The 13,096-nt window shown below is 69.7% G+C and carries 9 protein-coding genes; 2 read left to right on the top strand and 7 right to left on the bottom strand.

Translation table 11 applies throughout. The annotated features are described in order from the left end of the window. Positions 1-110: 110 nt before the first annotated feature. The 3 genes from FXO19_RS11235 to FXO19_RS11225 form a co-directional block, all read right to left on the bottom strand. Positions 111-1,127, bottom strand: coding sequence for a 3-oxoacyl-ACP synthase III (locus FXO19_RS11235; RefSeq protein WP_149195188.1), 1,017 nt, complete (start codon positions 1,125-1,127; stop codon positions 111-113). Positions 1,128-1,402: 275 nt separating this feature from the next. Further along, the gene (locus tag FXO19_RS11230; RefSeq protein ID WP_149195187.1) at positions 1,403-1,711 is read right to left on the bottom strand and encodes a DUF4156 domain-containing protein; all 309 of its coding nucleotides are present in this window, start codon (positions 1,709-1,711) and stop codon (positions 1,403-1,405) included. Positions 1,712-2,119: 408 nt separating this feature from the next. Next, positions 2,120-5,029: a M16 family metallopeptidase gene (locus tag FXO19_RS11225; RefSeq protein ID WP_149195186.1), complete on the bottom strand. Its 2,910-nt coding sequence runs from the start codon at positions 5,027-5,029 to the stop codon at positions 2,120-2,122. A 129-nt stretch (positions 5,030-5,158) separates the two neighbouring features. Here FXO19_RS11225 and FXO19_RS11220 point away from each other — a divergent pair, with 129 nt between their 5' ends. Next, positions 5,159-5,869, top strand: coding sequence for an SDR family oxidoreductase (locus tag FXO19_RS11220; protein ID WP_149195185.1), 711 nt, complete (start codon positions 5,159-5,161; stop codon positions 5,867-5,869). 66 nt (positions 5,870-5,935) lie between these two features. Next, the gene (locus FXO19_RS11215; RefSeq protein ID WP_149195184.1) at positions 5,936-6,409 is read left to right on the top strand and encodes a tRNA (cytidine(34)-2'-O)-methyltransferase; all 474 of its coding nucleotides are present in this window, start codon (positions 5,936-5,938) and stop codon (positions 6,407-6,409) included. Positions 6,410-6,523: 114 nt separating this feature from the next. Here the strand turns inward: FXO19_RS11215 and FXO19_RS11210 are convergent, their stop codons facing one another. The 4 genes from FXO19_RS11210 to FXO19_RS11195 all read right to left on the bottom strand — a co-directional run bounded on the left by FXO19_RS11210 (position 6,524) and on the right by FXO19_RS11195 (position 13,060). Further along, entirely contained in the window at positions 6,524-8,134 is a 1,611-nt protein-coding gene (locus tag FXO19_RS11210; protein ID WP_149195183.1) for a serine hydrolase, read from the bottom strand. A gap of 74 nt (positions 8,135-8,208) precedes the next feature. Further along, the gene (locus FXO19_RS11205) at positions 8,209-9,396 is read right to left on the bottom strand and encodes a YkvI family membrane protein (protein WP_149195182.1); all 1,188 of its coding nucleotides are present in this window, start codon (positions 9,394-9,396) and stop codon (positions 8,209-8,211) included. A 181-nt stretch (positions 9,397-9,577) separates the two neighbouring features. Further along, entirely contained in the window at positions 9,578-10,630 is a 1,053-nt protein-coding gene (locus tag FXO19_RS11200; protein ID WP_149195181.1) for an N-acetyltransferase DgcN family protein, read from the bottom strand. A gap of 90 nt (positions 10,631-10,720) precedes the next feature. Further along, on the bottom strand, positions 10,721-13,060 hold the full coding sequence (locus tag FXO19_RS11195) for a TonB-dependent receptor (RefSeq protein WP_149195180.1): 2,340 nt from the start codon (positions 13,058-13,060) through the stop codon (positions 10,721-10,723). Positions 13,061-13,096 lie beyond the last annotated feature (36 nt).

The raw sequence follows: 13,096 nt of genomic DNA, 5'->3' as shown, positions 1-13,096 counted from the left end.
ATGCCGCTGTGGGAGTTCGAGCGCGACGGTGAGTTGCTGGGCATCGACCCGACGGGGCCGCTACTCGCACTGGCCGCATGAGCGCCTCCCCGAGGGAGAGGCGCACGGGTCTACCAGACCACCTCGGCCATCGAGCAGTTCAGGCCCGAACCGATGCCGAGCAGCGCCACCCGGTCGCCCTTCTTCAGGCGGCCCATCTCGCGCAGCTTGCTGAGCACGATCGGCACCGAGGCCGGGCCGATGTTGCCGTGCTCGCCGAAGATGGTCATGACCTTGGCCGGATCGATGCCGAAGGCCTTGATGAAGGCCGCGGTGTGCACTTTGCTGACCTGGTGGATGACGAACTCGTCCAGTTCCTCCACTGCCCAGCCGAGCGCGATCTTCGCGGCGATGAAGGTCTTCTGCGCCAGCTTCATGCCTTCGATCAGCAGCGTGCGGGTGTCGGTGACCATGCGGTCGAGGTTGCCGCGGCACAGGCTGTTCCATTCGGTCGCGGCGCGGGTGACGCCGCCGCGGTAGCGTGGCGCGCCCGGGGCCAGCTCGGCCCGCGCCAGCACCATGCCGGCGGCGCCGCAGCCCAGGGTGAGCGTGGCCATCTCGTTGCGGAACTGCTCGGCGGTGACGTCGGGATGCAGCAGGCGTTCGAGGGTCTTGTCGTACGCCTGGTTGGCGGTCTCACCGTCGACCACCAGGGCGTAGTCGATCTCGCCGCGCTCGATCATGCGGCTGGCGATGTCCATGCCGTTGAGGAACGCCAGGCAGGCGTTGGCGACGTCGAAATTCTGGCAGGTGTCCGACAGGCCGAGGTTGCCGCTGACGATGCTGGCGGTGGACGGCTCGAGGAAGTCGCGGCTGACCGAAGTGTTGACCAGCAGGCCGACCCTGGCCGGATCGATGCCGGCATCCGCCAGCGCCTTGACCCCTGCGAGCGTCGCCGCGTCGGAGGCCTGCACCTCGTCGTCCCACAGGCGCCGGGCGTGGATGCCGGCGATGTCCTTGAGCACGTCGGTACGGATCTTCAGCCGGTCCAGCGTAGGCTTCAGCCTTGCATTGATCTCATCGGTCGAGAGTCGTCGCGGGGCATCGATGTGCGCGAGGCCGGCGATGGCGACGTGTTGGAACAGCATGGGCTGGCCACCGGTTGGGCAAAAGGGCGCATAGAGTACCGGCTTCCGGCCTGCCACGCATTTTCGCGGGCCGACCGGCGGCCCGGGCGGTCACGGAGCGCTCCAGAGAAGGTCTGGACCTGTCCATCCGCGGACTTGTCCAGACGTTGCGCATCCGGCCCACGTCCGGACGCGCGCCCGCAGACCTTCCTGGTTTGCGGAATCTCTGAACTGTTCAGGGGCCCTCTTGGCCGGAACGATGCGTCGCCGGCGCGCGTGCCGGACCGGCAGGCCGATTAGCCGCCACAGCGCCAGGCGGCGAAGCGCTGGCTGCCGCGCACCGGCTCCGACAGCGGGTGCACGGTGTCGGCACCGAGCCCCGGGGCCTCGTTGCGGGCCAGGGTCTCCAGTTCATCGCGCACCCGCAACGGGTTGCGCTCGACGAAGGCGATGCTGTGCTTGACCGAGACTTCGACCTCGCCGCGCTTCTCGCAGCCGGTCGGCGCCGCGGACGCCACCCGCACGGCGCTGGCGCCGGGCGCCATGTGCACCCAGGTGCAGGCGGTGGCGGTCAGCATCAGGGCAAGCAGGAGGGGCAGGCGCATGTGGTGACTCGCTCGCTATCGAGGTCGGCAGGCATAGTGCGCGCCCGCCGCGCCGGCGGCAACTGCCGCTCGACCGATGCGTTCATGGAGATTGGTCCGCGGGAGCGCTGGCGCAATCGCGGATGCATGCGGCCCCGGCACATCCGGGGGATTGTCCATAGCTTCCTTAATGTGGGAGCGACGGAAGTCGCGACGGCTTTCCGGAGGCGCGGGGTCGCGACTTCCGTCGCCCCCACAAAAGAACTTCTGATTCGTGTGACCCGACTCGCCACTGCGCGGCTCATCCCATACCGAATACGGGGCAGACTCTTCGGGCCGGCTTCGCCGCTAACGCGCTACGTCCGTTTCGTCGCTCCCACAGCGGAAATCCCTGATTCCTTCAGGCGCTCGCAGGCGGAAGCCAGCGCGTCAGTGCCCGGCCTCGCCGCCGCCATCAGGAATCACCGGATTGCCGTCGGCATCGACGATCGACACCGCGCCCAGGTCCAGATCGCGGATCGGCTGCTCGATCTGCTTCAGGTCCCCGACCACCACCCAGGTCAGGGCATCGGGATCGATGACGCCGGCGGCGGCGCCGACCTGCGCCGGGGTCAGCGCCTCGATCTCGGCGCGGCGCCGGAACACGTAGTCGTCCGGGCGGCCGAAGCGGACGATGCCGCCGATCTCCGACAGCACCGCACGCGCGGTCTCGTAGGACCCGGGCAGCCCGCGGATTTCCTGCGCCCGAATCTTCTCCACCTCCTCGGCGGTGGGCGGCGCGGCGCCGCCGGCGTAGTCGGCGATCTCGCGGCGGAGCTCCTGCAACGACTCCACCGTCTTGTCGATCTGCACCGGCGAGAACGCCAGCCAGGGCCGCGGGCCGACCGCGCCGGAGGTGAAGCTGTAGGCGCCGTAGGCCCAGTGTTTGTCCTCGCGCAGGTTCATGTTCAACCGCGAGGAGAAGGTGCCGCCGAGCACCGCGTTGGCGATGTCGAAGCGGGTCGCGCCGGGATCGCGCGTCGACGGCACCACCTGGCCGACGAAGAGGTTGGCCTGCACCGCGCCGGGCTGGTCGATCAGGAACACGCGCGTGCCATCGGGGCGCTCGACATTGCCGACTTCCGGCACCGGGGGTATCTCCCCGGCGCCGCGCCAGTCGCCGAAATGGCGCTCGAGCACCGGCACGATCTCGTCGAGCGTGGTGTCGCCGACCACGATCAGGGTGGCGCCTTCCGGCCGCACCCAGTCGCGATGGAAGGCGACCAGGTCGTCGCGCGTCAATGCCGTCACCGACGCTTCGGTGCCGGAGCCGCTGAAGGGAATCCCGTAGGGATGATCGTCGCCATACAGCAGCGGCGGCAGCACCCGCAGCGCGGCGCCGTTGGGCCGCGCCTTCTCCTGGCGGATGCCGGCGATCCAGGTCGCCTCGACCCGATCGATCTCGTTCTGGTCGAAGCGCGGCGCGCGCACCATGTCGGCGAACAGCGCCAGCGACGGATCGAGGTTCTCCTTCAGTGCCGACAGGTAGGCGTTGCCGCCGTCGAGCGCGGCGCCGGCACCGATGCTGGCGCCCAGCGATTCGGCGCGGTCGGCGAACGCCAGTGCGTCCAGCTCGCCCGCGCCCTCGCCGAGCATCGCCATGGTGAAGCCGGAGGTGCCGAGCCGGCGCCCCTGGTCGGCGCTGTAGCCGCCCTGGAACTCGTAGCTGAGCTGCACCACCGGCACGTCGTGGCGTTCGGCCAGGATCAGCCGGGTGCCGTTGCCGAGCGTCGCGCGCTGCAGCTCCGGGAACTTCAGTTCGGGGAACGTCCCGGTCCGCGGCACACCCTGGCTGCGATCGACCGGGCTGGGCACGGTGGTGTAGCGCGGATCGGGTTCGGGCAGATCGAACGGTGCCGGCGTCACCGCCGGGTCTTCCGGAATCTCGCGGCGCTCGCCCGGCACCACGGTCAACACGTGATCGCCTCGGGACAGCCATTTGCGGCCCGCCGCGGCGACATCGGCCGGGGCGGCGGCGGCGATGTTGGCCAGCGAGGTGCGGAAGCACCCCGGGTCCTGTTCGTACACCGCGCATTCGGCCAGGGCGTCGGCCTTGCCGCCGAAACCGCCGATGCGTTCGATGCCGCGGATGAAGCCGGCGCGGACCACGGTCTGCGCCTGGGTCAGTTCCTCGGCGCTCGGGCCTTCGGCGATGAGCCGCGCCAGCTCCTCGTCGATCGCCGCCTCGACCGCCGCGGCGTCCACGCCCTCGCGCACGTTGGCCATGATCATGAAGTTCGAACCGAGCTGCGAGCCCCAGGCAGTGGCGCTGACGCTGTCGACCAGCTTGTCGGCGTGCAACAGGCGTCGGTCGAGCCGCGAGGACTTGCTGCCGCCGAGCACGCGCGCGAACAGCTGCAGGTGGTCGAGATCGACGGTGCCGGTCTCGGCCACGTTCCAGACCCGGTAGATCCGCGTCTGCGGCACCTTGTCCTCGAGCGTGCTGCGGGTGGTCTTGGTGCGCGCCGCGACATCGACCGGCGGCTGCGCCATGGTCGGGCCGGCCGGGATGTCGCCGAAATAGCGCGTCACCTTCTCCTTCGCGGTGGCCACGTCGATGTCGCCGGCCAGCACCAGCACCGCGTTGTTGGGGCCGTACCAGGCGCGGAACCACTGCTTCACGTCGTCCAGCGTGGCCGCGTTGAGGTCGTTCATCGAGCCGATGGTGCTGTGGTGGTACGGATGCCCCTTCGGGTACAGCGCCTTGCCGAGCACCTCCCAGACCTGGCCGTAGGGCTGGTTCTGCCCTTGGCGCTTTTCGTTCTGCACCACCCCACGCTGCTCGTCGAGCGCGGCCTGGTCGATCGCGCCGAGCAGGTGGCCCATGCGGTCGGACTCCATCCACAGCGCCATGTCGAGCGCGGTGGTCGGCACGTTCTGGAAGTAGTTGGTGCGATCGGAGTTGGTGGTGCCGTTCATGTCGGTGGCGCCGACCCGTTCGAACGGGGCGAAATATTCACCGTCGTGATGTTCGGAGCTCTGGAACATCAGGTGCTCGAACAGGTGCGCGAAACCGCTGCGCCCGGCCGGCTCGTCCTTGCTGCCGACGTGGTACCAGACGTTGACCGCGACGATCGGCGCCTTGCGGTCGGTATGCACGATCACCCGCAGGCCGTTGGGCAGGGTGAACTGCTCGAAGCCGATGTCGACGGGCGCCTCGTCGACGGCGATCTCGTCCGCGGTAGGCTGGGCGGACGCCGGCAGCCCCGCCAAGCCGGTCGCCAGCACGACACCGAAGACGGCGGCCAGCAGGCCGGCGCGCGGCCGGGCGCGAAGGACGGTCAGGATCGGCGACGGCATGCGGGCTCTCCTTGCGAGCGGATCGATTCCACCATCCTAGCCGTGCCGGCGCTCCCGAGCACCGGGCCAGAAGTCCCGGTGTGGCGGCGATGACGCCGCTCCAACGCCGGTTGCGGCAGACTGTCGGGCATGAACACTGCCCGACATGTCCTGGTGACCGGCGCCAATCGCGGCCTCGGCCTGGAATTCACCCGCCAGTTGCTGGGCCGTGGCGACCGCGTGGTCGCCGCCTGCCGCCAGCCCGGCAAGGCCACCGCGCTCAACACGCTGGCCGGCGAATATCCCGGTCGCGTGCACGTGCTGCCGCTCGACGTCACCGCGCCGAAGTCCCACGCCGAACTCGCGCGCGAGTTGCCGCTGGTGCTGGGCGAAGGCGTCCATCTCGACCTGCTGATCAACAATGCCGGCGTGCTGCATTCAGGCGAACGCTTCGGCCACGTCGGCGCCGACAACCTCGAGCACAGCTTCCGCACCAATGCCGCCGGGCCGTTCCTGCTCACCCAGACGCTGGCGCCGCTGCTGCGCGACGGCGCGCGCGTGGTCAACCTGTCCTCTCGGCTGGGATCGATCGCCCTGACCGAACGCTTCGGCACGCCCAGCTACGCCGTCAGCAAGGCGGCGCTGAACATGGCCACGGTGCTGCTGGCGCACGCGCTGGCCGAGCGCGGCATCGTGGTGGTGGCGGTGAGCCCGGGATGGGTGCGCACCGAGATGGGCGGCGAGAACGCCGAAGTCGCGCCCGCCGATTCGGTGGCGGGCCTGCTGCGGCAGATCGACGGGCTGGGAGCGGACGACGGCGGGCGCTTCATCGACTGGCAAGGCGACGCGATCGCGTGGTAGCCGTGCGGGGGCGCCCGCCCGCGCGGCCTGCACCTGCAACGGCCGGGCAGGTTCCATAATCGCGACATGTTCGACGTCTTGCTCTACCAGCCCGAGATCCCGCCCAACACCGGCAATGTCATCCGCCTGTGCGCCAATACCGGCGCGCGTCTGCACCTGGTCGCGCCGCTGGGTTTCGATCTCGACGACCGCAACCTGCGCCGGGCCGGGCTCGACTATCACGAGTATGCGCGGCTGCAGGTGCACGATTCGCTCGCGGCCGCGCTGGCCGCGATCCGGCCGCCGCGCCTATTCGCGCTCAGCACCCGCAACAGCCGGCGCTACGACACCGTGCCTTACGCCGCGGGCGATGCCTTCCTGTTCGGTCCGGAAACCCGCGGCCTGCCCGCCGAGGTGCTGGCGTCGGTGCCCGCCGAACAGCGGCTGCGGCTGCCGATGCGGCCGGACAACCGCAGCCTGAATCTGTCCAACTGCGTGGCCGTGGTCATCTTCGAGGCCTGGCGGCAACTGGGGTTTCCTGGCGCCGTGACGACGCCTTAGCGGCTGGTGGGACGGGCCGCTGGGTGTGCAGCCGGACATCACGTTCCCGGGAGCGGGATTCCGCCTCCCGATGGCTTGCCGGGACTGGATCCCGGCCTGCGCCGGGATGACGGTTTATCGGGGCTTCGAGCCAGGGTCCTCCACCGGCGTAAACAGCAGGTCCTGGTAGTCGTAGCTGAAGTCCGCCAGCGGCGACACCGCCTTCATCGTGATGCGATCGACCTTGCCGTCGGCATCGAGCGCGAAGGTGACGTAGGCCGGCTCGATCGCGCGATCGTCCCAGTCGGCGCGGAAGGTGTCGTACTGGTGGTGCGTCAGCGTGCCGACCATGCCCGGGCTCTGGCTGAAATCGATGCGCAGCCTATCGCCCTCGTCGCTGATCGCGATCGGGCCGTACCACGGATCGGCGTAGGCGCCGGCGTAGCCGGACGGCGGCAATGACGGCTTGCCGGTCTTGCGCCCGCCCTCGTCTGCCGCATCCAGCGCAGCCTGGCCGGCTTCGAAACGCGTCCGGTTCCACGCGTCGAAGGCGGCGATCCAGTCCTTCTGCGGCGCGTCAAGATAGTGGTCGAGCAGCTCGTACATCAGCCCGCGCAGCACCACCACCTCCTCGGAATTGATCTGCAGCGAGAAGCCGATGTCGTGGTCGGGCACCAGCACCACCATGGTCAGTACGCCGAACACCGCGCCGCCATGCTGCACCAGCTTCACCCCGCGGTAGTCCTGCACGCTCCAACCCAGCGCATAGGTCGAGAACTGCGGCGTGATCCCGTCGATCGGCGGCGGGAACTGGCGCACCGGGGTCAACACCTGCGGCGTCCACATCTCGCGCGCATTGGCTTCGCTGTACAGGCGCGCATCGCCGTCGCCGGGCAGCGCGCCCTGGGCGAGCTGGATCTGCAGCCAGCGGGCGAGATCGTTCGCGCTCGAGGACAACCCGCCGGCCGGCGCCGCGACCTGGCCCAGGCCCTCGCGCTCGGGCAGCACTTCCTGGGCGCCGAGGCCACGCATGCGGCCGTCGATGCGCGCATGCGGATGGACGCGATTGGGATTGGCGAAGCGGTCGTCCTCGTGGCTGACCGAACTCGCCATCCCGGCCGGCGCGAACACGCGCTCGCGGATGAAGTCCTCCCAGCGCATGCCGCTGACCGCGGCGACCAGTTCGCCGGCGACCACGTAGAGGATGTTGTCGTAGGCATAGCCGCTGCGGAAGCTGGTCGCCGGGGCGATGTGGCGCAACGCGCGCACCACCTCGGCGCGGCTGCGCGAGGTGCGCGGCACGAACAGCAGGTCGCCGGCGCCCAGCCCCAGGCCGCTGCGATGCACCAGCAGGTCGCGCACGGTCATCTCGCGGGTCACCCACGCATCGTGCATGCGGAACTCCGGCAGGTGGTCGATGACCCTGTCGTCCCAGCCAAGCTTGCCGTCGTCGACCAGGATCGCCAGCGCCGCGGCGGTGACCGCCTTGCCGGTGGAGCCGGTGGGGAAGATCGTGTCCGCGTCCACCTTTTCCGGCGAACCGAGCTTGCGCACGCCATAGCCGCGGGCCAGCACGACCTCGCCACCCTCGACGATGGCGATCGCCATGCCGGGCACACCGTGGGCCTGCATCGTTTCCTGCACGCGCGCGTCGAAGCCTTCAGGCGGGGCGGCGAGGGCGGTGGCGACTGCGAGCAGTGACGCCGCGAACAACGCGAAGCCGGTTGGGAATCTGGACCTGGACATGTTCAACACCTCGTTCTGGAAACATTTCTTGCCACGGATTTGCACGGACGAGCGCGGATGACGCATAGGGCGGATCATCCGCCGGCGTCATCCCGCGTCGTCTGCTTTCGCCTTGTCCGCGTCGATCCGTGTAGATCCGTGGCCAATGAAGGGGTTGCCTTTGCGAACAGCCGCCACACGCCGACGGTCAGCAGCGGCAGCACGAAGACGAACAGGATCATCCAGGCCAGCGCCCGATAACCGTGGGCGATCAACGCGACCAGTCCGAAGCGCCCGGCGATGAAGATCGAGCCGACCAGCAGCGCGGCGGCGATGGCCAGCCGCGTCCCGCGCGGCAGTTCGCCCGAGCCGCGCCCGCGCCAGGCGCCGGCGACGCGCTCGTTGATCGCATGCACCGCGCCGACGCCGCTTTCCAGCAGCGCGGAGAAGATCATCGCCTGGAACAGCAGGTGGAACAGCGGACGTTGCATCTGCTGCAGCAGGAAGTCGGCCGGCAGCGGTTCGGCGGCGATCCCCGGCCACCAGGCGGCCATGCAGGCGAAGAACGCGATCGCCGGCAGGATCGCGATCGGCCCGGCCAGTAGCCCGGCGACGGCGGCATCGCGGCGGCTGGTGAAGTGCCGCGCCACCGGCAGGATCGCGACCGCGCCGACGATGTTGTAGCAGGCATAGGTCAGGCCACCGCGGATCCAGTCGCTGGTGAGCCCGCCCGCCGTCGACTGCGGTATCGACAGGCTGGCGACGATGCGATCGCCGAAGGCCGACCACGCGAACACCACGAACAGAAAGTACACCGCGTACAGCAACAGCGAGGCCCAGCCGAACAGGCGCTCCACCGAGCGGTTGCCGAAGGCGACCACCACGCCGATCGCCAGCATCAGCGCCAGGGTGCCGACGATCGGCGGCCAGCCGGTCGCGGCGGCCACGATCGCGCCGGCGGCGGCCCCGAACACGGCGAGGATCAACACCATGAAGACGATGTACGCGACCTCGAACGCGATCCAGCCGCGTCCGACCAGGTGACCGAAGAAGGCGCGGTAGTCGTAGCTGCGCGTGGCCCGGGCGAAGACGAAGGTCAATGCGCACACCGTGCTCCACACGAACATCGCCAGGCCCAGCCCGAGCAATCCGCCCTGCGGCCCGCTGGGCAGGAAATATTCGGCCAGCTCGCGCCCGGTGGCGTAGCCGCCGCCGATCACGAAGCCCTTGAACGCCAGACCCGGGAGAATCCAGCGTTGGAAGCGCGAGGCGGAGGCGGTCATGGCCGCAGTCTCGTGCGGGCGCCGGAAAACGGCCTGTCATCCCCGCGAAGGCGGGGGTCCATGGACGTCGGCTCGGCGGCGAACGGAACAGCGAACGTCCTTGGGCCGCCGCTTTCGCGGGGACGCCGGCGTCCCTGTGTTCTTTCCTCGATGGCGGGCGTCCCGGACATGGACTCCCCCATCACGCCAGGCAGGCCTGCGCCAGCCGCCGGAACGCCTCGCCGCCGCGCATCGGATCGGCGACCGGACAACCCAGGCGCTCGCTCTCGGCGGCGATCAACCGTTCGGCCTGCGCGGCGTCCAGCCTCGCGGTGTTCAGGCTGACCCCGGCGCAGCGGATCTGTGGATTGGTGCGCCGGCCCAGGCGCAGGTTCAATTCAATGGTCTCCTCGATGCCGGGCAGCCCATAACCGGGGTGGCCGAGCACGGTGTCGCGTCCGGCTTCGTGGCAGGCCACGATCACGTCGGGCTGGCTGCCATGCAACAGCGCCAGCGACACCCCGGCATAGGCCGGATGGAACAACGATCCCTGGCCCTCGATGACGTCCCAGTGCTCCGCGCCGGCGTCGGGCGACAGGGTCTCCGCGGCGCCGGCGGCGAAATCGGCGACCACCGCGTCCAGGGGAATGCCCCGCCCGGCGATCAGGACGCCGGTCTGGCCGCTGGCGCGGAAGTCCGCGTCCACGCCGAGCGCGCGCAATTCGCGGACCAGCACCAGCGCGGTGTATTTCTTGCCCACCGCGCAGTCGGTGCCGACGGTGAGCAGGCGCATGCCACTGCGCTTGCGGCCGCTGGCGATCGGAATCCCGGACGGCGGCTGGCGCACGTCGATCAGCCGCCGCCCCAGCCGACCGGCGGCGCTGCGCAGCGAATCGATCGCTTCCAGCCGCGCATGCATGCCGCCAATCAGGTCCAGCCCGGTCTCCAGCGCCTGCAGCAGCGCCGGCAGCCAGGCCGGCGGAATGCGGCCGCCGGGATTGGCCACGCCGATCACCATCGATCGCGCGCCCTCCGCAAACGCCTGTTCCGGGGTCATGAAGCGCAGTCCGGTGCTGACCTCGGCGCCGACGCAGGCGTATTCGCCGACGCAGCGCTCGCCGGCCCAGTCGCGCAGACCGAATGCGGTCTTGGCATAGGCCGGCTCGGCGATGTCGCCGAGAAACAGCAGGTAGGGCTGCGGCAGCGGATCGATCGCGCCTGGCGCGGCCTGGATGGAGCGTGCGGATTGCGGCATCGGCGGGTCCGGTCGACTTGCAGGCGTAGCGCAAAAAAATGGCGCCGCTGCGACCACCGATCTCCGGCGGCGGCGGCGCCCGTCCCGATTTCAGAACCGGTAGTCGAACTCCACGCCCCAGGTACGCGGCTGGATCGGCACCGCGCGCAGTTGCACGACCTCGCCGGTCAGGGCGCTTTCGGTCCGACCCATCGACGACCAGCCGCGCTCGTCGGTTACGTTGTTGACATAGGTGCGGATCGACCAGCTGCCGTTGCCGATGCGCGCGTACAGGTCGAGCGCCTCGTAGCCGCCCACGTCCAGCGGCGGGGTGATGTCGTCCTGCAGCACGGTCCCGTCGGGCAGGACGACCTGCTGGCGGTTGCTGGTGCCGGCGACGCGGTCGCCGACGTGGCGGAATGCGCCGCCGACGCTGCCGTTCCAGCTCCCGGCCAGGTCGAAGTAGTACTCCGCGGTGGCCGACCATGCCAGCTTCGGCACGTAGGGCATGCGGTCGCCGGCCAGGCCGGTGTTGAGGATCACGTCGAAGCCGTCCTGCGGGATCACCGTGGACTCGAAGTCGTTCTTCACCCTGGCCTTGGTGTACGCCCCGTTGAGTCCGAACTGCAGATTGTCGGTCGCGCGGAACAGCGCCGACAGCTCCAGGCCTTCGCTGCTCGCCTCGCCGCCGTTGACCAGGCCGCCGACGCCTTCGAACTGCACGCCCACCTGGATGTCATCCCAGTCGATGCGGAACGCCGCCAGGTCGAGCTGCACGCGGCGGTCGGCGAATTGCGACTTCAGGCCCAGCTCGTAGCTGGCCAGCATCGACGAGTCCACGCTCGGCGGCATGCCGGGCAGGGCGACGTTGGGGCCACCGGGCTGGTAGCCGGTGGCGGCGCGCGCATACAGCATGGTGTCCTCGCCGAGCTTGAACTGCGGACTCAGGCTCCAGGTGAACACGTCCTCGCTGGACGAACCCGGCGAACTGCCCAGCTCGATCAGGAAGCCCTCGGTCACGTCCTGGCTGAAGCTCTGGTCGTTGCGCGCCTGGCGCACGCCGGCATCGATCTTCAAACGGTCGGTGACGCGCCATGAGCCGTTGGCGAACAGCGCCGTCTCCTTGTAGCTGCTGGGCAGCGCCAGCAGGGCCGCGGTACCGAACATCGCATCCAGCGGCGCCGGCAACGGCGAACCATCGCGCTGCCCCAGCCAGACGTGCTGGCCCTGCACGCCCTCCTCCTTCGTGTAGAACCCGCCGAGCATCCACTCGAACCGTCCGCCGCTCTTCGAAGCCAGGCGGAATTCCTGGGTGAGCTTCTCCAGGTCCAGGCTGTAGCGCGTGGAGCTGCTGCCCGACTCGGGCAGGCCGAGCAGCAGGTTGGTGATCTCGCCGAACTGGAGGGTGGTGTCGATCTGATCCACCGTCTGCGTGTCCGACCAGCCGGTCGCGGACACGAAGTCGGCCCAGCCGAGGTCCCAGTCCAGGGTCAACGCATAGAGGTCGATGTCCTTGCTGAAGGGCCGGGGCGTCCACAGCTGGTCGACGACCTCGCCGAACATCTGCCGCCCGGTGTCCGGGTCGAGGGCGACGCTGGCACGGTCGTCGAAGTCGAGTTCCTGGCGCATCGCCGACAGGCGCAGGTTGAACGCATCCCCGCTCCATCCGAGCGCGATGCGTGCACTGGACTGGGTGCCGCCGTTGATGTCCTCGCGGCCATCGTGCTGGCTGTCGGTGTAGCCCGGCAGGTCGTTGTAGGCATAGCCCACGCGCACCGCCATGCGATCCTCGACCAGCGGCAGGTTGGCGCCGAAGCGGCCGTTCCAGCCGGTGCCGCCCTTCTTCACGGACGAGCCGCCGCCACCGATGCGGAACTCGCTCGCGGTCGGGTCGGGCTCCCGGCTCACGTACTTGAGCAGGCCGCCGATCGCGCCGGCGCCGTACAGCGTGCCCTGCGGCCCGCGGGTCACTTCCACCCGATCGATGTCGTACGGCAACAGGTCCAGGTTCAGCGTGTTCGCCGCCTGGTACAGGCCGCTGGAGCCGAGCGGCACTTCGTCGAGGTAGCTGGCGACGGTGGCGCCGGACGAGATCGCGGCGATGCCGCGCATCGAGACCGCGGTCAGACCAGGCACGCCGTTGTCCTGCACCTGCAGCCCGGGCACGTAGTCGGCATAGTCGGACAGCGAGTTGGCGGCCATGTTCTCCAGCTGCCGTTCGCCGATCAGGGTGATCGACGCGCCGACCTCGCGCACGTTCTCCACGCGCTTGTTCGCGGTCACCACCACCGCGTCCAGCTCGGTCGCCCGGTCCTCCACGCCGGCCGGCGCCGACTCCTGCGCGATCGCCGTCGCCGATGCCAGCAGCGCCAGCGCCGCGGCGGTCGCCACGAACAGCGGCCTGCGTTGCGGCGCCCGGCCGTGGATCCCCATCTCCCCTGCTCGCTTCATGACTCCCCTCCTCGAAGAATGTCGTGACCGCCTCGC

The organism is Luteimonas suaedae (genome assembly GCF_008312895.1).
GTDB lineage: Bacteria > Pseudomonadota > Gammaproteobacteria > Xanthomonadales > Xanthomonadaceae > Luteimonas > Luteimonas suaedae.
Note: the sequence above shows the minus strand (reverse complement) of the source record. Positions and strands in the feature narration are given on the sequence as shown.